The sequence below is a fragment of the Alkaliphilus metalliredigens QYMF genome (assembly GCF_000016985.1).
GTDB lineage: Bacteria > Bacillota > Clostridia > Peptostreptococcales > Natronincolaceae > Alkaliphilus_A > Alkaliphilus_A metalliredigens.
This window is the reverse complement of record NC_009633.1, coordinates 3,127,304-3,152,375: the sequence shown is the minus strand read 5'-3', so window position 1 is coordinate 3,152,375 and position 25,072 is coordinate 3,127,304. Positions and strand designations below refer to the sequence as shown.

Below are 25,072 nucleotides of genomic sequence, written 5' to 3'. Positions count from 1 at the left end.
GAGACTTGATTTATAAGAAGTCTCAGCAATACATGGAAGATAATAATAAATTGAAATAAAAAGACAAAGGCGGGATAAATCTCACCTTTGTCCTTTGCGTTTAATGTATCGGTGTTAATTGGTCTTCCTTAATCACCACCTGTTGGTGTCTGAGTATTTGCTTTGTTCGATCTCCAGTTTCTAAGGCGTCTAAGTAGACGATTTCCTCAGGGACGATTTTAATCACATTCAGATCTTTGATACGTTGATCCATTAAATGAGGATTAGGAACAAATTTCATTGCTTCTTGTTGAAGACTTTTCTCATGTAAGCTTGTAGTTGCCTTTCCAAAAACCTGAATTCCCTTGATTTTTCGGTGGTCTAAATAGTCTGTATTCACAAGTAGGCATACATTTGGGTTATCCTTGATCGCATTGAACTTGTCGCCACCGGCTGATAAAATATACAGGTCCAGTTCTTCTCCAAGGAAGTATTGAACAGGGCTGGTGCGGGGTACATTATTCATACAAGTTCCAAGTGCACCATCCTTATTTTCCTTTAAAAACCCAATAATATGATCCCTAAGCTCTAAGGGTGCCATTTTATGATCCATATATCATTCACTCCTTATCATTTCATTTAGATGAAATTGAATATACTCTTCTATATTATTTAGTTTTTAGTTAAGAAGTATTCAAAACATCATGTAAAGTATGATAAAATTTGATATAATAATTTATCAATAGAGTACATACTAGATGAACTAAGAGAACCGAGGAGGTAATGTTAATGGGAGTCATTTTCTCTTTATTGGCAGGATTAATGATTACATTGCAATCAATTTTTAATGCACGCTTAGGTGAAAAGCTAAGCTTTTGGCATACAAATGCTTTTGTCCATGGAAGTGGTCTGATCGTGGCTTTTATTATTTTATTATTCAATGAAAAACTTAATTTCACACCGATTAAAGCAGTCAATCCACATTATTTGTTAGGTGGAGCTATGGGCGTTGTGATTATTTTCAGTGTGATGAAGGGAATCACTGACCTAGGTGCCAGCTATGCGGTGACAATACTCATTGTGACCCAAATTATTGCCACTGCAGTCATCAATTATTTTGGAGTCTTTGGTGAACCAATTATTGTTTTTACAGGAATCAAAGTATTTGGGTTGCTACTGATTGTGAGTGGGCTATTGGTTTATCAGTTAGCGTAAGAGCTCCCTGGATTGTTAAATATAAATGACTACTATACACCACTTATTTCATTATTTGATCATATGATTGAACAAGGTTTTGTCAAAAAAGAGTATAAGGATTTAATCATCATTGATGGTAATTCTAAAAACTTAATTGAAGGACTAGTGAGTCATAAGGGTGAGTAAATACATAAAACCAAATATAATTCATCGGTACATTCGCCTTCATCATAGTTATACATTAAAAAGATGGATGCTGACCGCATCCATCTTTTTACTTACAGTAAGAGGGACAGTTTACTTTAGTGCTGCAACAACTGATAATTCCACTAAAATATCTTCCCGAGCCATTTTAGCTTCTACACAAGCTCTTGCAGGCTCAAATCCATTTTCAACCCACGCATCCCAAACTTCATTCATATCTTGAAACATAGAGATCTCCTTTAAATAAATGGTTACTGTGAGAATATGATGCTTATCAGAACCATATTGATTGAGTAATGCTTCTACCTTTTCAAGTACAACTTTAGTTTGTCCTTTGATATCTTTATCAGAATCACCACAAGTTTGTCCGCATAAATAAATCGTTTCATTATGAACGACTGCTCGACTCATTCTACCGGTTCCTTCATATCTTTTAATTTCCATATTAAATCTAATCCCCCACTCATCATGATATTTATTAGTAGATTCAATTATACTAAAGTTGAAAGTTTATTTCAATTTATTATATTGATGTCATTTCATCTAAAGGTATTACTGTAATATTAAGGCTTGTAAAAAGTGCCATCTTCTTTTGTTTATTCTGTATGTAATTACCTATTCATCGCCCAATTCATCCCGAAGAATCAGTAATGCTTCCATCATTTTAGGAAATCCACCGCTAGGAGCCACAAGCATGATGGAATGTTCTATTTCCTCTCTAGTACAACCAAATCGAATGGCTTTCTTTATATGGGTCCTTAGGGCGTATTCATATTGACTTGAAGCGGATATGGCAACCTTAATGAGCCATCTGGTCTTATCATCTAGGGGGCCACCCTTTTCATGAAGCTTACTTCCATAATTCTCATAGGCTTCATAAATTTCTTTATGTTTACTAATGAAATAGTGTAAATTTCTTTCCATCACATCCATTACAATCACTCCTTTGGTTATTTTACTTATGTATACCCTATTGACTGCATATTAATTCACATCCTATGGCGACTTTTTCTCATATCCAAGGAATACCACTGATCTTTAGAGGCAGTATACTTCTTTAAAAGTGTATTTTTTTATTAAGGCTATTGAAATAACAAAAATCAAATGATATGATATGTGCAATGTGTGTATAGCATACGGAAGGTTCCTTTCGAGGACTAAAGGAGAGGGATGAAAAAATGACAGATAAAAAAAAGCAGGAATATGGCAATGAAAGCATTTCCTCATTAACGGAGATTGAAAAGGTTAGGCTAAGGCCACAAGTTATTTTTGGTTCAGATGGAATCACAGGCAGTCGCCATACAGTAGATGAAACCGTAGCCAATTCTGTGGATGAAGCAAAGGAAGGCTTTGGAAAATTAATTAAAGTAAAGCGCTTTAAGGATCGCTCTATTAGCGTACAAGATTTTGCCCGTGGTATTCCAGTAGAATTCAATTCCAAAGAAAATAAATATAACTGGGAGCTTGTTTTTTGTACCCTTTATGCAGGGGGGAAATACAATACAAATAGTGGAGAAAGCTACGAATACAGTAAGGGACTTAATGGACTTGGGACCACCGCTACCCAGTTCGCCTCTGAATATATGGATGTTTTAGTTCGTCGGGACGGATATGAATACACACTCCGCTTTGAAAAGGGAGAAAACATCGGAGGTCTACAAAAGAAAAAATGTGATTATGAGTCCACAGGGACCACAATTACATGGAAGCCTGATTTAGATGTTTTTACGGACATAAACATTCCCCTTGAGTTCTACCAAGAATTATTGAAGAGACAGGCTATTGTTAATAAAGGAATTACCTTTGAATTATACGATGAAGCCTCTGAGGAAAACTTTACGTATTACTATGAAAAAGGAATTGTAGATTATATAGAGGAAATCAATGGGGGAAAAGAATTATCCTCTGTTCAGTATATTGAACTTGAAACAAAAGGTAGAGACAGGGCAGACAAACCTGAATACAAAGTAAAGGCAGAAGTGGCATTTGCTTTTAATAATCACGCATCACATATAGAGTATTATCATAATTCTAGTTATCTTGAATATGGAGGGGCCCCAGACAAAGCCGTAAAAAGTGCCTTTTTATCAGCAATTGAACAATATCTCAAAAACAACAATCTCTACAAAAAAGATGAAAAGCGAGCTATTTTTGCAGACATAGAGGATAGCTTAGTCTTGATTAGCAATTCATATTCAACCTTGACCAGTTTTGAGAACCAAACCAAACGGGCCATCAGTAATGTGTTTATCCAAAGCGCCCTAACGGATTTTCTAAAGGAAAAGCTTCAAATTTACTTTATCGAAAACAAAGTGGAAGCCGATAAAATTGCCAATCAAATCATTATTAATAAAAGAAGTAGGGAAAGTGCTGAAAAAACAAGGATTAATGTGAAGAAGAAACTGGAAAGTCCCTCGAATTTTGCTAATAAAGTAGCAAAATTTGTAGACTGTAAAACGAAGGATAAAAGCAAAAGAGAGCTCTATATTGTTGAGGGTGACTCTGCTATGGGATCCACAAAACAAGGTAGGGATTCTGAATTTCAAGCCATCATGCCCGTAAGAGGTAAGATCCTCAATTGCCTTAAGGCAAAGTTAGATAACATATTTAATGATTCTGTTATTGTGGATCTACTAAAGGTGCTGAGTTGTGGAATTGAAATTAAGTCAAAAAATAATACGGATCTCTATACCTTCGAACTGGATAAATTAAATTGGGACAAGGTCATTATCTGTACCGATGCCGATGTAGATGGGTATCAAATTAGAACGCTTATCTTGGCTATGTTATATCGCTTAGTGCCAACACTACTTCGAGAAGGTAAGGTTTATATTGCAGAAACACCGTTATTTGAAATCATCTCCACTACCTTGCCCAAGCTAACCGATAAACAAAAGGACGGCATTACTTTTGTGGAAAATAAAGGTGACAAAAACTACTCCATCTTCGTATATTCCGATCAACAAAGAGACTTTGTGGTATCTAAGTTAAAAGGGAAATATGCTATTCAACGTTCCAAGGGATTAGGGGAGAATGAACCTGAAATGATGTGGCAGACCACTATGAATCCCCAAACAAGAAAATTAATTCAAGTCACCATGAGTGATGCGCAAAAGGCAGATGATGTATTTGATTTATTACTTGGAAACAACCTTGAAGGTAGAAAAGTGCATATTGCAGAAAATGGGCATAAATATTTAGAACAAATTGATGTTTCGTAAGGAAAGAAGGTAGGAAATATGGACAAGAGTATCAATGAAATAGAGGTTCAAGAAATAGAAGATACCTTAGAATCTAATTATATGCCCTATGCAATGAGTGTGATTGTATCCAGGGCATTGCCTGAAATAGATGGATTTAAACCCTCCCACAGAAAGCTATTATACACCATGTCTCAGATGGGTCTATTGACAAAGGGAAGAAGTAAATCTGCTAACATTGTGGGGACGACTATGAAATTAAATCCCCATGGGGATCAAGCAATCTATGAGACCATGGTAAAAATGACAAGAGGTCATCAGGGATTGCTTCATGCCTACGTGGATTCAAAGGGAAACTTTGGAAAGGTTTATTCAAGAGATATGAGGGAGGCCTCCGCAAGATATACCGAAGCTAAGCTAGAAAAATTTACCCAGGAAATCTTTTCAAACATAGATAAAAATGTGGTTGATTTTGTAGATAACTATGACAGTACCACCAAGGAACCCACACTATTACCCACCACATTCCCAAATATTCTCGTTAAATATAACAAAGGGATTGCTGTAGGAATGGCGGAGCATATTCCAAGCTTTAATCTAAAGGAAGTATGTGAAGCCACCATTGCCTATTTAAAGGACAAGGAGATTGATCTTTTAGAGTATCTAAAGGCTCCTGATTTTTCCACAGGTGGGGAATTGATATTTAATGAAGTCACTATGAAGCAAGTTTATCATACAGGAAGAGGAACATTTAAGGTTCGGGGAAAGTACCGCTATGTTAAGGCGGATAATGCCATTGAAATTTATGAAATCCCCTATACCACCAGTATTGAGGCCATCATTGAAAGTATTATAGAACTCGTGAAAAAAGGTAAAATCAAAGAAATAACCGACATACGAGATGAAACAGATAAGAACGGATTGAAAATTACCATTGACCTAAAAAGAGGCGTCAACCCTGATGATTTAATGGTTAAATTTTTCAAATGGACTAAATTAGAGGATAGCTTTGGATGTAACTTTAATATTCTCATTAATGGACATCCAAAGGTGATGGGCGTAAAGGAAATTTTAGATCATTGGATTGCTTTCAGGTTGAGTTGTCTAAAAAGGCAAGTTCAATTTGAAATCGATAAATTAGAAGAAAAACTGAATCTACTTAAGGGTCTTGAAAAAATTCAACTCAATATCCATGAAGTAGTGGACGTAATACAAAACACCAAAAAAGATAAGGATGTTATTGCTAATTTAATGGAGCAATTTGATCTTAATCTGGCACAGGCAGAATATATCGCAGAAATTAAACTGCGCTCTCTAAATCAAGAACTCATTTTAAAAAAGATTAAAGAGATTTCAGCCATTGAAAAGGAATTAAAAAGATTAGGGATGGTCTTAGCAAGGGAAAGTAAGCAAAATGAAATTATTGTTAATGACTTAAAAAGAATCAGTGAAGCCTACGGAATCCCTCGTAAAACTGATATTATTAATGAAAATGAAGTAGAGGTATTGTCGGAAGAAATTTTGATTGAGAATTATAATATGAAATTATTTTTAACAAATGAAGGGTATATCAAAAAAATCTCATTAGCTTCCCTAAGAAGCAGTGGAGACCATAAATTAAAGGACAATGATTATATTGTTCAAGAAATTGACGGAACCAATAGAGGAGAAGTACTACTTTTCTCAAATAAGGAAACGGTGTATAAAATAAAGGCCTACGAATTAGAAGATAGCAAGGCCAGTAATTTAGGACAATATTTAAATAATGTATTGGGATTAAGTAGTGACGAGATCATCCTCCACATTGTTTGTACCGAAGATTACCAAGGACATATGTTATTCTTCTTTGAGAATGGCAAGGGAGCAAAAATTCCCATTACAAGCTATGAAACCAAGACTAACAGAAAACAATTGGCTAATGCCTATAGTGGTGACTCCCCTCTTGTTTATATCAGTTCGATAGAAGAGGATCTAGAGATGATGGCCACTAGCAACCTTAATAAGACTTTAATATTTAATACGGAGGAAATGAGTCCGATTAATTCACGAAATTCTAAGGGAGTACAGGTATTTAAATGCAAAAAGGGTATTTCGCTTAAAAAGATAAAACCTATGGATGAAGTATCTCCCGATGAAATGCTCAATCAAAAAGTGCTAGATGAAAATCCTAGGGTTAAATTCTTCCTAACAAAGGGAGGATATATTAAAAAAATTCCTCTGACCACCCTAGTGGAAGATGAGGAACAGAGGTTAAAGAAGGATGATTACATTATTCAAGAAGTTGAAGGTGCTGAGGAGGGTGAATTACTACTCTTTTCAAACAAGCAAATCCTTTACAAAACAAAGGCTAGAGAGCTAGAAGAGGATGAAGATAAAGTTGCCAGTATAGGACAACGCATAAGGAGTATACTAGCCTTAGATGCCGATGAAGATATCATATACATTACCTATACAGATAATTATAAAGGCCACATGCTATTTTTCTTTGAAAATGGTAAAGGGGCGAAAATTCCTCTTGAAAGTTATGAAACCAAAACCAACAGAAAACAATTGGCAAATGCCTATAATGGCGAGTCGCCTCTTGTGTATATAAGTAACATACAAGAGGATATAGAATTAGTGGCCACTAGTAACATTAATAAGATTTTAATTTTTAACACTGCACAGATTAATCCCAAGAGTTCTCGTGATTCTAAGGGTGTGCAGATATTAAAATCTAAGGAGGGTAGTTACCTCCAAGAAATAAAGGCTCTTGATGAATTTGATTACGAGGATTTTCAGTACTATAGAGGGAATATCCCAGCTGTTGGAACATTTCATAAAATAAGTTGAAGTTGTTGAGGGATTGTCAGACGCAGGATTAATGAACCAGAGAAGAGTAAGGGGGCGGTATCAAAGATACCGTCCCTTTACGCCTATAAAATAAGACCTTTTTAAAAAGCTTCTGACAAGCACAAAATAAGTTTATAAAAATAATATGATAATATACTTTTGTTTAAATAGACGGAATAGGAGGGATCTTTTGTGACGAAAAAAGGAAATATTAGACGGCTTTTTCCAGGGGGAAATACTTCTCTAGGATTTTACTCGCACTTTGATCATATTATTGATGTGAAAAACGCCAATCACGTATTTTTCGTAAAAGGTGGCCCAGGAGTAGGAAAATCACATATGATGAAAAAGATCGGGTATGAAATGGTGGATAGAGGATATGACATAGAGTTTCACCACTGTGCTGCTGACCCGGACTCTGTTGATGCGGTTGTCATTCCTGAGTTAAAAATTGCCATGTTAGATGGAACCGCACCCCATGTCGAGGATCCCAAATATCCTGGCGCAGTAGATGAAGTTATTAACTTAGGAGACTATTGGGATGAAGCAGCCATGAAGGTGAATCGAAAAGGAATTATTGAAAATACCATGGCGAACAGTCATATTTATAAAAGAGTCTATAAGTATTTACCAGCAGCTAAATTAATCCACGATGATATAGAATGGATCTATGGATATGCAATGGATTTTGTTAAGGTAAATCAGGCAACTAAAGCACTCATAAAAGAAATTTTTGATGGCATCGAGGATCAAGAGCGAATCGGGAAGAAAAGGCATTTACTTGGAAGTGCCATCACTTTAGAGGGGCATGTTGATTATGTAGAGACCTATGTGGGCCCAATGGATAAAGTTCTTTATATAAAAGGAGCACCAGGGACGGGAAAATCAACACTGCTTGAAAAAATAGCAGAAATGGCAGTGGAAAAAGGATATGATATCGAAATTCATCATGAGCCATTAGTACCGGATAAGATTGAAACATTATTGATCCCAGGACTAGATATTGCCATTACAACTCACGAGAAGTATAAGCAATACTTGGCACTCAATTTAAACCAATTTTTAGACCAAAAGAAAATAGAACAATACAGGGAAGAATTAGATTATAGTGAAAGACTTTTTAAGCAATTGATTAATGATGCAATGAAGAATCTTCAAAAAACAAAAAAAGCACATGATGTAATGGAATCCTATTATGTGCCAAATGTAAACTTTGATGGTGTCAATGAACTCAGAGCAAAAATTCTTGATAAAATACTTTCATACGCTAAGTAAATGTCTGATGATATATAATCCTTCCCGAAGTAGATCTACTTACTAATGGGATCCATTTTTTATTCAAACTCAGGTATGTTATAATTAAGTATCTTATATAAAGGGGTGGTTGAACTGAATAGCAATAAACTAGCAAATATCATATCTGGCATTGTGATACTCAGCGTAGTCGGCATATGGTTCGTTTTGGGGTTTTATACTTTAGGGTCAGGAGAAGAGGCAGTTGTAACTAGATTTGGCGAGCATGATAGAACAGTCACGAAGGCGGGGATAAATTGGAGGCCTTTATTGATCGACAATGTTTATAAAGTTAATGTAAACGAGCTACATCGTTTAGAGTTTGGATTTAGAACTAGGTCGGAGGGGAGTTCCAGTACAAATACAGAATATTCCTCTGTAGAAAAGGAATCGCTTATGTTAACAGGAGATGGAAATTTAATCAATGTGGAAGCTATTTTGCAGTATAGAATCATTGATTCTGCTAGTTACACATTTGAAGTAGATAATCAAAGCGAAACCGTGAGGATTGCAGGGGAGTCTGCCATAAGACGAACAGTTGCCAATCATAATTTAGATTCAGTTATGACAGAAAATAGACTTTTGGTAGAGCAAGAGATTCGGGAAGAACTTCAGGAAATTGTGAATCTCTATAAATTAGGTATGATGGTCGAGGATGTAAGGCTTCAGGATGTAAATCCTCCTGATGGAGAAGTTGGGGAAGCTTTTCATGATGTCATTAGAGCAAGAGATGATAAAAGAAGTGCCATAAATGAAGCTGAAGGTTATCGAAATGAAATCATTCCTGTAGCTAGAGGGGAAGCAGCACAGGAGATTAACAGAGCACTAGCCTATAAAGAGGATAGGATTGCTAGAGCTAGGGGAGATGCCTCTGAATTTAATCAAATTCTTGAAAGATACCAGTCGGGTAAGGAAGTAACAAGAACGCGAATGTATCTAGAAACCTTAGAAGAAGTGCTTCCAGGCATAGATAAATATATAATGGATGGGAAAGACAATACAATGGTTTTACCCTTCTCTAATATTCTTGGAAACAGTCAGGGGGAGATGTAAATGGAGCCGCAAGAGCAACGTTCTACCACAGAAAAAATTAAGGAGTTAGGATCTTTAGGATCGCGAGTGGCTATGATAGTCGTAGCACTAGTCATTATTGTAGGTGGGTTCAACCTATTTACTTATACAGTTTCGGAGTCAGAGCTAGGGATTTTAACGCAGTTTACCGAAGTGAAGAAAATAATTGTTAGTGAAAAGACCCCTGAGCTTGTTGAGAGAACCATGGAAAATAATCAACTTGGACAAGTGGAAATTATAGAGGGTAAGGGTTTGTTTTTCAAACTCCCATGGCAAAGAGCGGAAACATATACCGATAAACTTTTGACATTTGACTCTAATGCTAGGGAAGTCATCACAAGAGACAAAAATAAAATAATATTAGACAATTTTGCTCAATGGAAAATTGTAAACCCTGCGTTATTCAAAATCAGTGTTAGGACCGAAGGGGCGGCCCATACAAGATTAGACGACCTGCTTTATTCTGCAATTAATGAGGAAATAGGAAGAGCCACTACTGACACCGTAATCTCCGATAGAGAATATGCTAGACAATTGTCCGAGAGAGTTGCAGAGTCCGTAAACAGATCTGTTGCTGGACTAGGAATTAAGGTGATGGATGTCAGAATTAAAAGAACAGATTTACCTGAAGCAAACTCTGCCAACATATATAATAGAATGAAAACTGAAAGAGAAAGAATCGCTAGGCAATTTCGTTCAGAAGGGGCAGAAGAAGCCCTAATGATTACTTCTGAAGCAGACATGGAAGCCACAATTTTAAACGCAGAAGCATATGAGGAAGCACAAACCATTAGAGGTGAAGGAGACGCCGAGGCCATACGAATTTATGCTGAGGCACATAATAAAGACCCTGAATTCTATGAGTTCTATAGAACACTACAAGCATATACAAAAACCATTGATGGACAAACAAAGATGGTGATCGATTCCAATTCACCATTTGCTAAATACTTACTGAACCCATAAGAAAAACCACCTTTGGGTGGTTTTTCTTATACATATTTCAAGTGCTCATATTTAAATTGAAAACAAGGAGGCACAAAGGATGATGACTAGAGAAGATGCTTATGAATTGTTAACAAAGTACAATAAAAATGAGGCTCTGATAACTCATGCCCTTGCTGTAGAGGCGACTATGCGTTACTTTGCTAGAAAAAATAACGAAGATGAGGAATACTGGGGAAGTGTTGGACTGATACACGATATTGATTATGAGCTCTACCCTGATGAACATTGTCATAAGAGTAAGGAGATCCTGGAAAAAGAAGGTGTTGACGAAGATATCATTCATGCTGTCATATCCCATGGATGGAATATATGTATGGATGTAGAGCCGATTCGTAAAATGGAAAAGGTACTATACACAATTGATGAGCTGACGGGACTGATAACAGCGGGTGTATTAATGCGACCTAATAAAAGTATATTGGATCTTGAGGTTAAGTCGGTTAAGAAAAAATTTAAGTCAAAAGGTTTTGCCGCTGGTGTTAATCGTGAAGTCATTCTTGCTGGTTGTGAAATGATAGATATGGACTTAGATACAGTCATTCTTTGGACCATTGAAGGAATGCAGGAAGTAGCTGCTGAACTTGGACTTGCAGGTAGCCCTACATAACAAGAAGATTATTATCATCTGAGAAAAGCGTCATTATTGATAGGCACCCCTTATAATAGACAGTTAAAATAATATAACTATTTATTATGAGGGGAGTTTTATTATTAGAATCGAATTGTTTTATCCCAACAGATAATCTCTCCTTTCTTTCTTGCCCTAATATAGTAAAATAAGCTTCTGAAAAAAAGGAATATAAAAAGCTGGGAATAGGTAAAGTACGATATGAACCCAATGAACATATTAATAGGGGAGGCGGTTTTTTCAACAACCTGTGCGCTAAGTAACTGGGAGGTATAAACCAGATAAGAAACATACCAAGTAAGTAAAAGGGGCATCTGTATAGTGGTACTGGAATATCCTAAAATACCTGCTATAAACCAACCATGTGAAATCATTAAAAATATGAGGAAGACCACATAAACTAAAATCTGTTGGAGACTATGAACCAGCATCCTTCTTTTATAGTACTCAAATGAGGTGAACATTTTTTCTAATAAATATAGGTTCCCTTGTAACCACCTTGTTCTTTGCTTGATCAGGACCTTTAATTCTTCAGGCTCTTGCTCCCAGGTGATGGCTTCGGGGACAATGGGTAGTCGTTGTCCTATATTAGTAATTCGTAGGGTAAGCTCTGCATCTTCTGCTAGGGCATAAACATCATATTCACCGACTAAATCTAGGGTAGAGCGTTTTACCAACATATTTGTTCCTGTCAAGGAACCGGTTTTAAACAAAAACCACCTTCCTGATTGCATTAACAATTGAAATACTTGAAACTCCAAAGAGATCATTCGTGTCAAAATATTTTTGTCTGCATTAACTGTTCTGACGTAACCCACTGCCCCTGCGGCGTTTTGTGTGTTTTCCGCAGCTTCTACTAATAATTTTAAAGAAAGGGGCTCCGGTTGATTATCTGCATCATAGACAACGAAGTATTTAGACTTAGAAATACTGAGGCCATAATTTAAAACCCTTGATTTCCCCTTGGGTTGACCATCGGGAACCCTGATATGATGTATATTAGTGTATGTATTAGCAAAGGCTTCTGCAATATCTCCTGTGTCATCCTGAGATTGATCGTTCAAAAGATAGATCTGTATTGTGCCCGGATAATCTAACTTCACCATGGCTTCTAAGGTTTTTTTGATTACTTTCGCTTCATTATGGGCTGGTATCAAAATATCTACACTGGGATAATCTTTTAAAGGATTAGATGATTGATCTTTAGCTCGATAATATAAACCAAATACTGTTAGTATAGAGTAGTATATGATAATTATTGAAAAGACTAAAAAATTCATAAGAAGTAGTGTTCTCATATGGTAATCACCTGCCCTTGGGAATGTCCTATGGCTTCTATTTTAATAACAAAGTCACTTTCCTTTAAATTCATTCTTGAGGTGACCGTAGAGAAATAACGATTTAAAGAAATTTCCATTCCTGGTTCATCGGTATTTTGAAGCAATAGAACAAATGAATGATCATTCCATTTGCCTACTAGGTCATATTCACTTCTAAAGACTGTCACTGCCAAATTTGTTAAGGTATCAAAGGCTGACTTTTGGGTATAGGGATTAATTTTTTCTAAAGAAAAGTATATTTGATATCCTTGTTCATGGCGACGGGCCATGGCTTTTTTAATTAACTTACTTCGTTTTTCAAACTCCTGCTTTGTTAACAATCCCGAATCTCCCACATAATTTAACAATTCATTAATTCTTTTACTTAAAAAAGCATTATTCTCCTGGAGTTGGCGAGAAAAATAGGCTGAACTATATGAAATTGCCGCATTTGAAGTTAGAATAAAGTGATATAAAATTGCCCTCCATTGAAGTGAAGCCTCCCACTCCCTTATAAAACCAATAAAGAGAAAAGTAACCCCAGTAACCATCGTATATGTGATTAATAAAATAAAACTCTTACTTTGAGATAAAAATGTGAATGAAATGATTAAAACAATATATTGACCTATAAAATAAGGTGCATAATCTGATGGTAAGAAATATGAAATCGTAATAAAAAAAAGAATAAGTTGTCCTATTTGAGCAAAAGTTAACCACTGCTGTCTCTTCATTTTTATTGCTCCTTTAGTAAATTAAAAAGTTGGATTGATAGTTGATTTAAAGTCTATAAAAGCTTATGATTTAAATAAGCTTATATATAGCTTATAATATGATAGATAGGCATTACTTTCTATAGGTAATATGTGGGCCATCAAATACATAGGATTTAGAACATTCTGTTTCGAGTAAAATAGCAGGAATATTGGGTAGTAAAATAGAAGAATATGACTAAAACACCAAAGGAGTGAAATCATGGCAGAAATTAAATATGAAATTCAAGAGAACATTGGAACCTTAGGGGACTCTAGCAAAGGCTGGACAAAGGAATTAAATTTAATCAGTTGGAATGGCAGGGATCCTAAATATGACATAAGGGATTGGGCTCCAGAGCATTCCAAGATGGGTAAGGGAATTACTTTAAGTCACGAGGAATTAAAAAAACTGAAAGCAATTTTAAATGAGATGGAGTTATAATCGATGTAGGTGAAAGGATGTGTAAAAATGAAGAAAGTCATCGTTTTTACCAGTAAAACATGACCCCACTGTCGGACTGCAAAAGAGTTTCTTTTGAGTAGAGGGATTATGTTTGAGGAAAAGGATGTCAATGAGGATCCAATGGCCGGGGCGGAGTTTTCGCGGAGAAAATTACAAGGTGTACCAGCCTTTTTAATTGGAGATGAAGTGGTTGTTGGGCTAGATAAGCAAAGAATTGAAGCATTATTAGATTATATAGTGAGCAACTGTGAAAAATGTAATGTGAGAATGAGAATTCCTAAAAATAAAGGAAGGATCAGAGTCACATGCCCTCATTGTAGTAGTCAGTTTATTAAATCAACCTAATGATATACATAATAAAAATCATGAGTCAATATCAGTTCTTAATACTGAAGGACTCATGATTTTATTAAATAAAATGAATCGAGAGAAAAAGAATCATATCACTAAATCAGTCTGTAAGGTGATTGAATTATACAGCATAGCGTAAGCAAGGATGGGGTAGCCAAGACATATAAGATCAAAACAACATCAAGTTAGCTAAGCTAGTGCATGAAGAGGAGTGATGGGTCATATGATTATGTTGAATACTGAGGGATTGATCATTAAAGACCATTTTACAGGGGATTTAGAGACCTCTAAACATAAGCTACAGCAAGCAATTGATGAAATGAAGAATCCTCTTTTATCTAATTAGGTAAAAGAGGATTCTTTTAAAGTGAATCGCTGATTTTATTAATAAATTTGAAAGGCCACATTAACTATACAAGTCCGTGTATTGTTAATTTCTCCATAAAACGATGGGCTAAATCATTTGTCGTTTGTTGCTCTGTAAAAATAGGACCATTTCCTACTTTTCTTAGAAACGCCTTCTTATCGGGAAAGCCAAAGCCATATTCATATAATACCGGTGAGCCTGTTACTGGCCAAAATTTGGAGGCACCATCTGTATTTCTTTTAAAGTACTCAGGATGGGTTGCAGTAATCTCATTTAGTATAGCCACAGGATTATCATAAAACATATTTGTACTAAGGGCATTGGCCAGCTCAATAATCAGTTGCCAGTTTTCATAAGCGTGGTCAGGCTGGATTACTTGATGGCACTGCTGTATTTTTCTTTCGCTATTGGTGTAAGTACCCCTCGACTCTAATGGGGCAGCACCAGGGAATACCACATCAGCCATTTGTGCAGTTTCAGTTAAAAAGACATCCTGTACCATGAAAAAATCAAGACCACTTAAATCTGTATCCTTCACATCTTCTCCAAATAGAAGTAAACCTTTGATACTTTTATTTTCTATTTGTGCTTTGATTGTATCAATCTCTGTTTTGATACCAATATCCCGTAGCCCTTGACTGTTATTTTGAGGCTTTAGTTGAATAATACCACTGTGTGGTCTGCCAATGTGTCCTGAAATAACACTGATGTTGGCAATACATCTAGCTGCATCCTCGGTAATACTATTTTGTCCAAAGACAATGATTGCTTTCTTTGAATTTTTGTAAATCGAGGCGACCTCCATGGCAGTTTCACCTGGGGTGATGGCTTCAAGCTCTTGTTTCACCTCGTCAAAGCCATGGGTGTTATTTGGGTGACATCCTAGGTCAATCAGTGATTTTTGAATTTCCTTTAAAAAGTGAATGTCATCCTTACTATCCACTGTCAGGTCTGCCCACTGGTCTAAGAGGGATGGAAATGGATTGATAAGGATTATTTTGGCCCCAGCCTTTGCAGCTTCTTTGATTTTAAGACCAATGATTGTATGATCCTTCATGAAATCCGTTCCAACCACGACAATGGTTTCCGTAGAGAGTAATTCGTCAAAGGTATTACTGGAGGCATCATAACCAAGTACATTCATAATACCACCTGATTTACTGTTAAAAGAGCTAATATTATTGGTTTTTAAAACTTTTTCACCAAATTGTGTTGCTAAGAAAATCTCTTCATTGGTATACCGATCCGACAGACATAAGGCTAATGATTTGCTACCGTATAGTAAGGCCAAGCTCTGGGCTTTTTTTGCGGTATATAATAGTGCTTCTTCCCATGAAACTTCTTTGAAAGCACCATCTTCTTTGATCAGTGGACTCGTTAATCTTTCAGGGCTTTGTGAAATATTGAAACCGAATCGCCCTTTAACACAAAGTAGGCCATCCTCTGAGGAATTTGTATTAACAGGAAGTGATTTCACCAATAGAGAGTCCACCGTATTTAGATTGGTTTTACACCCTACACTACAATAGGAACAAACGGTCTCGGTTTTTTTGGGCCTAAGCGGAACTGATTTATGGATCATAAGCCTTTCCTGTAGTGCGCCAGTAGGGCAAACCGTGACACATTGTCCACAGGAAATACAGTCAGTTTCCTTTAAAGGTAAGTCTAACCCAGGCATGATAATTGTATCAAAGCCTCGATCCACCAGACCCAATGCTCCTACCCCTATAACCTCCTGACATGTTCTAACACATAGACCACAGAGGATACATTTATCTGCATCTCGAATGATGAATGGATGGCCATCATCAGATTGACGATGGTGGATTTCTCCTGTAAAGCTTTTAGGAGAGGCCTCATATTCATTGGCATAGGTTACAAGCTTACATTCAAAATAATCATGACAACCACACTCAAGACACCTCTCTGCATCTGCTCTAGCAGCTTCTACACTATATCCAATTACAACCTCTTCAAAGGAATCACTTCTATGTGTAGGGCTTAAGTGAGGCATCGGAGGCCTCTTTATTCTATCCTGCTGTATAAAATCCTCTTTTGTTTTTTCTTGTTCTACATAGATCGGTTTTTTATAGGGTATGCCTTCTCCCTGGAGATAAGCATGAATAACGCCTGTGGCTTTCTTTGCATCCCCAACAGACTTGATAGCCACACGATCACTGGTGGTGACGGCATCTCCTCCTGCAAAAACCCCAGGGATATTGGTCTGATAAGAGTTGGGATCAATTTCAATCATACCTCTTTTTGTAAGGGCAATTTCATTTAATCCTGTCGTATCTACCCCTTGACCAATAGAGATAATGACAGAATCCACCTCAAGAATTTCCTCTTCCCCCTCAATCGGTATCGGCTGTCTACGTCCAGAGCTGTCCGGCTCCCCTAGTTGCATTTTTTGAAGTCGTACACCAGCTACTCTACCGTTTTTTTCTAAGATTTCAATGGGGCTTACTAGAAACTTAAATGCAATGCCTTCTTCTTCTGCTTCTGAAATCTCAATCCTTTCTGCTGGCATTTCTTCCTTTGTTCTTCGATATAGGGCAGTTACTTCCTTTGCACCTAGTCTAATACTGGTTCTACAGGCATCCATGGCGGTATTACCACCACCAATTACAGCAATACGATCTCCAGTTCTGATGGGTTCATTCATGGAGAACTTTGCTAAGAAGTTAATTCCCCCAATCACACCCTCTAAATCCTCACCAGGACAGTTCATACCAGGACTAATCCATGCACCGATAGAGATATAGACAGCATCAAAGTCTGCTTGAATATGATCAAAGGCAACATCTTTTCCTACTTTAATACCAGTCAGCATTTTAACGCCCATTTTCTTAATGACATTAATCTCTTCATTCAAAACCTCTTTGGGTAATCTATATTGTGGGATACCATAACGTAGCATACCACCCATTTGAGGCATAGCCTCATAAATGACGACATTATGTCCCTTTTGAGCAAGATAATATGCTGCAGTTAGTCCCCCAGGGCCTCCTCCGATTACTGCCACACGTTTTCCTGTTGAAGGTTGGATTGCCGGCATAAATACATCGTTATTCTTTAGATCAATATCTGCCACAAATCGCTTCAACCAAGCAATAGAGACAGGCTCATCTAATAAACCTCTTCTACAAGCAGTTTCACAAGGATGGGGGCAAACTCTTCCAATACTAGCAGGTAAAGGTAATTGTTCCTTGATAAGCTTTAAGGCCTCTTCATGTTTGCCATTAGCGATCAGTCCTACATAGCCTTGACAGTCTGTATTTCCTGGACAAGCCGTAATACAGGGAGGACGACAGTCACCTGAATGGTCCGAAAGTAACAGCTCTAATGCTAGCTTTCTAGACTTTTTTACTCTTTCTGTTTTGGTTCGGACAAGCATACCACTTTGGATTTTAGTGGCACAGGCTCGTAGCAGTTTTGGTGATCCGACTATTTCTACCACACAAAGACCACATGAGCCATAGGTTTCTAATTTTTTATCATGACAAAGGGTAGGTATATCAATATTATTTTGAATAGCAGCCTCTAAAATGGTCATATCATTTTGTGCTACTATTTCCCTGCCATTTATATTCATTCTTATATCCATCATAAGCATTCCTCTCAAAGTAAAATTTTAAACCACTGTGACAGCGTTAACAGGGCATGCATCAAGGCATACACCACATTGGATACATTTCTCAGTCTGAATCCTGTGTGCGCCATGATTTTCCCTTATAATAGCGTCTAAACGACACTTTCTAAGACATAAGCCACAATTAATGCACTTTTCTTCTAGTATATTATGGGTAAGTAGTGCTTTGCATTGCTTTGCAGGACAGGTTTTGTCTATAATATGCTTTTCATATTCTTCTCGGAAGTACTTAATGGTACTTAAAACTGGATTTGGTGCTGTTTGGCCCAAGCCACAGAGGGAGCCTTCTTTAATACCAGAACCAAGTTCCTCTAGTAGCTCTATATCCCCTGTTTGTCCATGGCCCTCTGTAATACGGGTAAGGATCTCTAGCATGCGCTTTGTTCCCAAGCGACAATGGATACATTTTCCACAGGACTCCTTACAGGTGAAGTCCAAGAAGAACTTCGCCATATCCACCATGCAGGTGGTGTCATCCATGACGACCATTCCTCCAGATCCCATGATTGCTCCGGTTTTGGTGACGGACTCATAATCTACTATGGTATCTAGCAAGGCATTGGGTACGCAGCCGCCGGAGGGACCACCTAATTGTAAAGCTTTAAAATCTCTATCATTAAGGATACCGCCACCTATATCAAAAATAATTTCCTGTAGAGAGGTTCCCATGGGAACCTCCACTAAACCACCATCTCGTATCTTTCCTGTAAGTGCAAAGACCTTGGTGCCTTGACTATTATTGACTCCAATATCAGCAAATGCTTTTCCACCCTGGTTAATAATCCAAGGAATGTTGGCGAAAGTTTCAACATTGTTAATATTAGTAGGCTTTTGCCATAGTCCTTTTTCAGCAGGAAAGGGAGGTTTGAGTCGGGGCATACCCCGCTCCCCTTCAAGGGAAGCGATTAAGGCTGTTTCCTCTCCGCACACAAATGCACCTGCTCCTGCTTTGACCTTGATATCAAATTGGAATTGACTATTGAAAATATGATCACCTAATAAATTCAACTCCTTAGCCTGTAAAATCGCCTTTTGAAGTCGTTCAATAGCCAGCGGATATTCTGCCCGTACATAAACAACCCCATATTGAGCACCAATTGCATAGGCAGCAATCATCATACCCTCGATAATAGCGTGGGGATCCCCCTCCAATATACTTCTATCCATAAAGGCACCTGGATCTCCCTCATCAGCATTACAAACAATGTATTTGGGATATTCATTGCTCTGCATAGCGGCATTCCATTTAAACCATGTTGGAAAGCCAGCGCCACCTCTTCCTCTTATGTTGGAAACCTTAATTTCTTCAATGACTTCTGCTGGTGTCATTTCTCCTATGCATTTTTTGATGGCCTCATAGCCATTTTGGTCAATATAGTGATGGATATTTTGAGGGTCAATCAAACCACAATTTTTTAACGCAATTCTCTTTTGCTTACGTAATTTATTCCACTCTGCAGGGTTGATAAGATGATTTTGAGAAGGTTGACCTTCTAATATACCTTCTACGATTTCAGCTACGATATTGGGAGTCACCTTTGTATAGGTATATTTTTCACCATCATCACTTAGAAACTCAATAATGGGCTCTAAATAGCACATGCCAATACACCCTACAGACCCTACGGGACTGTTTGAACCGTAGACTTTCAATTGATTTTCGATTTCCTTATAAACCTTCTGGGCTCCTGCAGCAATACCGCAGCTACCAAGTCCAACAATAACTTTCATTCTCTACACCACCTGTCTATTTGCTTGGTTTTTTAGTTCTGTAATGATTTTGATGACCTGCTCTGGCACCAGACTACCATAGGTTTCTTCATTAATCATCATAACAGGTGATAGGCTACAGCATCCAAGGCAAGCAACATTATTTAATGTAAACAATCCATCCTCCGTTGTTTCACCATCCCTGATTTTCAACTCATTATATAAAGTTTCCTCTATTTTTTTTGAACCATTTACATGACATGCAGTTCCCTGGCATAGTAATATTAAATAATTTCCAACGGGTTTTAGACGAAATTGTTTGTAAAATGTAGCTACACCGTAGATTTTAGCAGGTGATATATCTGTTTTCTCAGCAATCACGGCTAATATATCCTTTGGTAAGTAATTGAAAACCTCTTGAATTTCTTGTAATATAGGGATAATACTTCCTGGGTTGTGACGATGTCTTTCAATAATTTCATCAATTTTATCTCCATTTTCCTTACAGCATAACATAGAGATACCTCCTTTTCTTGTATTGTTCAAAAAATTGACATCTAACAAACTAATAATACTAGTCAATCATAACATAAAATGAAACTTGACTGGGAGTTAAATCTTACTTTTATTAAGTTAAGTCGGCGTATCTGTGAATCAAGAATATCAGCACAAAGGGACTCCGTTTTGTGCACTAGGGATGGGCCATGAGGAGGCAAATAAAAGGGGCATAAAAGAGAGGAATCAGGAACTGAAAAATTCATACCACATAAATAGCAACCATCACAGCATAGGTGAGGGGTAGCGGATAAACATAGTTTTTGTAAAGTTTATTGATCTTTACTTGGAAGTATTCTAATGTAAGGACCTGGCACAAGTGTATATGTAGAGACTAAATGTTAAATAGAGTATAAATTATGGTATAATAGACTGGTTATTGATATTTTATAATGGATTTAATTTAAGAGTGATGTAAAAGTACAATTGGGAGCAATATGATGAAGGAAATATGTTAAGTAAAAGGTAATGTTCAATCATTGGACACTGTGGCATCGTGGCCCCAAAGCCTGTGAGTCCATATGAAATTCAATTTACATCTAAAATAACTGTACATAATTTGAACAAAAATCAAAGTAAAATGACTAACTCCACAAGAATCGAGCAACTGGTATTCAATCTTATGAATTATATTTTAAAAATAATAAATATTGACTAATTTTGTATAAAGGTAGAGAAACAGAGTATACTAGGTGAAAAATGCATATCACTGGAGATAGAAAGTGATAAAAAAATAACAACACAAACACAAAATGCAGACTAAATCGAAGGATTTCAAAAAAAATATGTACATTGTTAAAAATATGGCATGAGTTTTGCACATATATAATCTTGTAGAGTGATCATAAAAAAGGAGGAGCCATTATGAAAGGAAAAACAATAAATGAAATTAAAATAGGGGATAAGGCATCTATAGCTAGGACCATATCCGAATCTGATGTTTATCTTTATGCTGGGCTTACGGGAGACTTGAACCCTGCACACATGAATGAAGAAGTGGCTAAAAGCTCTGTATTTAAAGGAAGAATCGCTCATGGAATGCTTACAGCAGGACTGATCTCCGCAGTACTTGGTATGTATTTACCGGGACCTGGAACCATTTATATAGGACAAGAACTGAAATTTACTGCGCCTGTAAGGTTTGGAGATACGATTACAGCTGAAGTTGAGGTTGTTGAAATCATTAAAGAGAAAATGTTAAAACTTAAAACAGTTTGTACCAACCAAAGCGGTATTGTGGTGCTAGAAGGATATGCCACTGTTATGCCACCTAGATAAATCAAAAAAATTGCAATTGGTTGTTAAATAAATAATTAACGAAGGAGGATATAACATGGAATTTGGATTTTCAAAAGAGCATAAGATGCTTAAACAAATGTACCGGGAATTTGCTGAAAACGAAGTGAAGCCCTTAGCGGCAGAGATAGATGAAGAGGAGCGTTTCCCTGTGGAGACTGTCGAAAAGATGGTTAAGGCAGGATTTATGGGTATCCCATTCCCTAAAAAATATGGTGGAGAAGGTGGAGACAATATTGGATATGCAATAGCTGTCGAGGAACTTTCAAGAGCTTGTGGAACAACTGGGGTCATTTTATCTGCCCATGTTTCTTTAGGCGCTCATCCGATTTTTGAGTTTGGAACAGAGGAACAAAAACAAAAATATCTGATTCCCCTTGCAAAGGGAGAAAAACTAGGAGCCTTCGGTCTAACAGAGCCCAATGCAGGAACTGATGCTTCTGCACAGACAACAACTGCAGTATTGGATGGGGACCATTATATACTCAACGGCTCAAAAATATTCATTACAAATGCAGGCTATGCTCATACCTATATCATTATGGCAATGACAGATAAATCAGTAGGAACAAAAGGAATATCAGCTTTTATCGTTGATGTTGATACAGAGGGCTTTACAATAGGACCTAAGGAAAAGAAGTTAGGAATCAGAGGATCGTCTACCTGCGAGCTTATCTTCGATGACTGTAGAATACCAAAAGAAAACATAATTGGAAAAGAAGGCTTTGGATTTAAAATCGCTATGAAAACCCTTGATGGGGGAAGAATTGGTATTGCTGCACAAGCCTTAGGAATTGCCCAAGGCGCCTTAGATGAAACAGTGAACTATGTTAAAGAGCGAAGACAATTTGGAAGACCAATATCAGCTTTTCAAAACACACAATTTCAACTAGCTGACATGTCATCAAAGATTGAGGCGGCTAGACTGTTAGTTTATAAAGCAGCCTATAATAAAGATATGGGACTTCCATATGCCAATGAAGCCGCAATGGCGAAGCTATTTGCTTCGGAAGCAGCAATGGAAGTAACCACTAAAGCAGTTCAGCTCCATGGTGGATACGGATATATCAGAGACTATCCAGTTGAGAGAATGATGAGAGATGCAAAGATTACAGAGATATATGAAGGTACTTCAGAAGTGCAAAAAATGGTAATTGCAGCAAACTTACTGAAATAGAAGGAGGTTACACGATGAAGATAGTTGTTTGTATAAAACAAGTTCCGGATACAACGGAAGTGAAATTAGATCCTAAAACAGGAACCCTTATTCGTGAAGGGGTGCCATCAATCATCAACCCCGATGATAAAAGCGGTCTTGAAGCAGCACTAAGATTAAAAGATGAGCATGGAGCTGACGTAACTGTGATTACCATGGGTCCACCTCAAGCAGATGCAGCCTTAAGAGAAGCCATCGCCATGGGAGCAGACCGCGCTATTCTTTTAACTGATAGAGCCTTTGCTGGCGCTGACACTTGGGCCACCTCTTCAGCTCTGGCAGGTGCCCTGAAGAAAATGGAGTACGATGTCATCATAGCAGGAAGACAAGCAATTGATGGAGATACCGCTCAGGTTGGACCTCAGATTGCAGAGCATTTAAATATCCCATCTATCACATATGTAGATGGTCTAGAAATTGGAGATAAATTCATTATCGTTAAGAGGGCATTTGAAGATGGCTATCACAAAATAAAAGTCCAGACTCCTTGCTTGATTACAACATTAAAAGAGATGAATGAATCCAGATATATGAGAGTTTCAGGTATATATGATGCGTTTCAAGAAGGTAAAGTGGAAAAATGGTCAGTGAATGATATCGTTGTTGATCATGCCAACTTAGGACTTAGTGGATCGCCTACTAAGGTTAAAAAGTCCTTCACTAAAGGGGCTAAAACTGCAGGAAAAATATTCAATGTAGAGCCTAAAGAAGCAGCTAAGATAATCGTAGACAAATTAAAGGAAAAGTATATTATTTCATAAATTTTGATACATGATTGGAGGGAGATTCGTGAGCTTAGTAGATTACAAAGGTGTTTTAGTATATATCGAACAGAGAGATAAAGAAATCCAAAAGGTTTCTCTTGAGTTATTAGGTAAGGGAAAAGAGATTGCAGATAAGCTTGGAGAAGGATTGAGCGCAGTAATCATGGGAAATGATATTACGGGATTAGCTCAGGAACTAATATACCATGGGGCTGAGAAGGTCATTGTTGTTGATGATAAAATCCTTGAAAACTTTGCCACAGAACCATATACAAAGGCCCTAACTGCAGTAATTAATCAGGAAAAGCCTGAGGTTGTATTAGTAGGTGCCACATCCATCGGGAGAGATTTAGCTCCTCGGGTTTCCGCAAGAATCCACACAGGATTGACAGCGGATTGTACAGTGTTAGATGTAGAAGAAGAAACAAGACATTTGCTTATGACAAGACCTGCCTTCGGTGGAAATATCATGGCAACGATCATATGCCCTGACCATAGACCTCAGATGTCTACTGTTAGACCTGGCGTTATGGTGAAGCTAGATAGAGACACAAGTAAAGAAGGAGAAATTGTCTTATTAGATGCAGGATTAGTTGCATCTGACTTAAATATAGAAATCCTTGAAATTGTGAAAGAAGATAAAAAGAAAGTAAATATAGAAGATGCTACAATACTGATCTCAGCCGGTAGGGGTATGGGTTCAAAAGAGAATATGGAACCTTTATACAGACTTTCGGAAGAACTTAAGGCGGAGGTATCGGGGTCTCGTGCAGTCATAGACAATGGATGGCTAGACAAAGAGAGACAAGTTGGACAAACAGGAAAAACCGTAAGACCAGATCTATATATTGCTTGTGGTATTTCAGGAGCAATTCAGCATGTTGCAGGTATGGAAGAATCAGAACTGATCATTGCTATCAATAAAAGCCATGATGCACCAATATTTGATGTGGCTGATCTTGGTATTGTTGGTGATGCTTCTAAGATATTAGCCCTTGTGACAGAGGAAATCCGAAAATCTAAAAATTAATGATTAGGATGACAAATCTTCACTGAAGGACTGATTTGAAAAGAGCTTCCTCTAGCTCTACAGATTTCAGATGGTCTCCTAGATTAAATTAAACACACAAAAAGGAACTGCATTCAGTTCCTTTTTTGTGTATGGATAACAGTAAAATGGATTGACTTAAAGTATGTATAAGATGTTACCCC

Annotated in this window: 24 protein-coding genes; 15 read left to right on the top strand and 9 right to left on the bottom strand. The window is 37.2% G+C overall.

From position 1 onward, the window contains the following. Positions 1-100: 100 nt before the first annotated feature. Positions 101-592 carry a pyridoxamine 5'-phosphate oxidase family protein gene (locus AMET_RS15300; protein WP_012064217.1) on the bottom strand — a complete coding sequence of 164 codons (492 nt, stop codon included), beginning with the start codon at positions 590-592 and terminating at the stop codon, positions 101-103. Positions 593-768: 176 nt separating this feature from the next. Between AMET_RS15300 and AMET_RS15295 the strand changes: the two genes are divergently transcribed. Further along, the gene (locus AMET_RS15295; protein ID WP_012064216.1) at positions 769-1,194 is read left to right on the top strand and encodes a DMT family transporter; all 426 of its coding nucleotides are present in this window, start codon (positions 769-771) and stop codon (positions 1,192-1,194) included. 12 nt (positions 1,195-1,206) lie between these two features. Next, positions 1,207-1,362: an LOG family protein gene (locus AMET_RS27385; protein ID WP_083761019.1), complete on the top strand. Its 156-nt coding sequence runs from the start codon at positions 1,207-1,209 to the stop codon at positions 1,360-1,362. Between the two features lie 111 nt (positions 1,363-1,473). Here AMET_RS27385 and AMET_RS15290 read toward each other — a convergent pair whose 3' ends face one another. Together AMET_RS15290 and AMET_RS15285 are read right to left on the bottom strand one after the other, a co-directional pair. Beyond that, positions 1,474-1,824, bottom strand: coding sequence for a RidA family protein (locus tag AMET_RS15290; RefSeq protein ID WP_012064215.1), 351 nt, complete (start codon positions 1,822-1,824; stop codon positions 1,474-1,476). Positions 1,825-1,995: 171 nt separating this feature from the next. Then, the gene (locus tag AMET_RS15285; protein ID WP_012064214.1) at positions 1,996-2,313 is read right to left on the bottom strand and encodes a carboxymuconolactone decarboxylase family protein; all 318 of its coding nucleotides are present in this window, start codon (positions 2,311-2,313) and stop codon (positions 1,996-1,998) included. A 245-nt stretch (positions 2,314-2,558) separates the two neighbouring features. On the opposite strand from AMET_RS15285, the gene AMET_RS15280 reads away from it, so the two are divergent. From AMET_RS15280 to AMET_RS15255, 6 genes are all read left to right on the top strand, one after another. Next, a complete protein-coding gene (locus tag AMET_RS15280; protein WP_012064213.1) occupies positions 2,559-4,601 on the top strand; it encodes a DNA gyrase/topoisomerase IV subunit B in 2,043 nt (680 codons plus the stop codon). An 18-nt stretch (positions 4,602-4,619) separates the two neighbouring features. Further along, on the top strand, positions 4,620-7,412 hold the full coding sequence (locus AMET_RS15275; protein WP_012064212.1) for a DNA gyrase/topoisomerase IV subunit A: 2,793 nt from the start codon (positions 4,620-4,622) through the stop codon (positions 7,410-7,412). A 192-nt stretch (positions 7,413-7,604) separates the two neighbouring features. Further along, positions 7,605-8,687, top strand: coding sequence for a PRK06851 family protein (locus AMET_RS15270; protein ID WP_012064211.1), 1,083 nt, complete (start codon positions 7,605-7,607; stop codon positions 8,685-8,687). A gap of 105 nt (positions 8,688-8,792) precedes the next feature. Beyond that, positions 8,793-9,758, top strand: coding sequence for an FtsH protease activity modulator HflK (gene hflK / locus AMET_RS15265; protein WP_012064210.1), 966 nt, complete (start codon positions 8,793-8,795; stop codon positions 9,756-9,758). Beyond that, positions 9,759-10,742, top strand: coding sequence for a protease modulator HflC (gene hflC, locus AMET_RS15260; protein WP_012064209.1), 984 nt, complete (start codon positions 9,759-9,761; stop codon positions 10,740-10,742). A gap of 79 nt (positions 10,743-10,821) precedes the next feature. Beyond that, positions 10,822-11,391 carry an HDIG domain-containing metalloprotein gene (locus AMET_RS15255; RefSeq protein WP_012064208.1) on the top strand — a complete coding sequence of 190 codons (570 nt, stop codon included), beginning with the start codon at positions 10,822-10,824 and terminating at the stop codon, positions 11,389-11,391. A 104-nt stretch (positions 11,392-11,495) separates the two neighbouring features. Here the strand turns inward: AMET_RS15255 and AMET_RS15250 are convergent, their stop codons facing one another. After that, positions 11,496-12,710, bottom strand: coding sequence for a glycosyltransferase family 2 protein (locus AMET_RS15250; protein ID WP_012064207.1), 1,215 nt, complete (start codon positions 12,708-12,710; stop codon positions 11,496-11,498). Further along, a complete protein-coding gene (locus AMET_RS15245) occupies positions 12,707-13,465 on the bottom strand; it encodes a hypothetical protein (protein WP_012064206.1) in 759 nt (252 codons plus the stop codon). The genes AMET_RS15250 and AMET_RS15245 overlap by 4 nt, the downstream gene beginning before the upstream one ends. 241 nt (positions 13,466-13,706) lie before the next feature. Here AMET_RS15245 and AMET_RS15240 point away from each other — a divergent pair, with 241 nt between their 5' ends. The 3 genes from AMET_RS15240 to AMET_RS26935 all read left to right on the top strand — a co-directional run bounded on the left by AMET_RS15240 (position 13,707) and on the right by AMET_RS26935 (position 14,646). After that, complete coding sequence (locus tag AMET_RS15240) at positions 13,707-13,928, top strand: YdbC family protein (RefSeq protein WP_012064205.1); 222 nt, start codon at positions 13,707-13,709, stop codon at positions 13,926-13,928. A gap of 27 nt (positions 13,929-13,955) precedes the next feature. Further along, a complete protein-coding gene (locus AMET_RS15235; RefSeq protein WP_012064204.1) occupies positions 13,956-14,294 on the top strand; it encodes a glutaredoxin family protein in 339 nt (112 codons plus the stop codon). 229 nt (positions 14,295-14,523) lie between these two features. Further along, positions 14,524-14,646: a hypothetical protein gene (locus tag AMET_RS26935; RefSeq protein ID WP_278184214.1), complete on the top strand. Its 123-nt coding sequence runs from the start codon at positions 14,524-14,526 to the stop codon at positions 14,644-14,646. 64 nt (positions 14,647-14,710) lie between these two features. Here AMET_RS26935 and AMET_RS15230 read toward each other — a convergent pair whose 3' ends face one another. The 4 genes from AMET_RS15230 to AMET_RS27380 form a co-directional block, all read right to left on the bottom strand. Continuing rightward, positions 14,711-18,277, bottom strand: coding sequence for a molybdopterin-dependent oxidoreductase (locus AMET_RS15230; protein WP_041720885.1), 3,567 nt, complete (start codon positions 18,275-18,277; stop codon positions 14,711-14,713). A 24-nt stretch (positions 18,278-18,301) separates the two neighbouring features. Continuing rightward, complete coding sequence (locus AMET_RS15225) at positions 18,302-20,050, bottom strand: NADH-quinone oxidoreductase subunit NuoF (protein WP_012064201.1); 1,749 nt, start codon at positions 20,048-20,050, stop codon at positions 18,302-18,304. 3 nt (positions 20,051-20,053) lie between these two features. After that, positions 20,054-20,545: an NADH-quinone oxidoreductase subunit NuoE gene (nuoE, locus tag AMET_RS15220; protein ID WP_012064200.1), complete on the bottom strand. Its 492-nt coding sequence runs from the start codon at positions 20,543-20,545 to the stop codon at positions 20,054-20,056. A 241-nt stretch (positions 20,546-20,786) separates the two neighbouring features. Continuing rightward, positions 20,787-20,903, bottom strand: coding sequence for a hypothetical protein (locus AMET_RS27380; protein WP_198135352.1), 117 nt, complete (start codon positions 20,901-20,903; stop codon positions 20,787-20,789). 545 nt (positions 20,904-21,448) lie between these two features. Here AMET_RS27380 and AMET_RS15215 point away from each other — a divergent pair. From AMET_RS15215 to AMET_RS15200, 4 genes are read left to right on the top strand one after another with little or no spacing between them, the layout of a single operon-like run. Then, positions 21,449-21,862, top strand: a complete 414-nt coding sequence (locus AMET_RS15215) for a MaoC family dehydratase (RefSeq protein WP_012064198.1) — start codon at positions 21,449-21,451, stop codon at positions 21,860-21,862. Positions 21,863-21,917: 55 nt separating this feature from the next. After that, the gene (locus AMET_RS15210; protein ID WP_012064197.1) at positions 21,918-23,057 is read left to right on the top strand and encodes an acyl-CoA dehydrogenase; all 1,140 of its coding nucleotides are present in this window, start codon (positions 21,918-21,920) and stop codon (positions 23,055-23,057) included. Between the two features lie 14 nt (positions 23,058-23,071). Then, entirely contained in the window at positions 23,072-23,857 is a 786-nt protein-coding gene (locus AMET_RS15205; RefSeq protein ID WP_012064196.1) for an electron transfer flavoprotein subunit beta/FixA family protein, read from the top strand. 28 nt (positions 23,858-23,885) lie between these two features. Beyond that, positions 23,886-24,890 carry an electron transfer flavoprotein subunit alpha/FixB family protein gene (locus AMET_RS15200; RefSeq protein WP_012064195.1) on the top strand — a complete coding sequence of 335 codons (1,005 nt, stop codon included), beginning with the start codon at positions 23,886-23,888 and terminating at the stop codon, positions 24,888-24,890. Positions 24,891-25,072 lie beyond the last annotated feature (182 nt).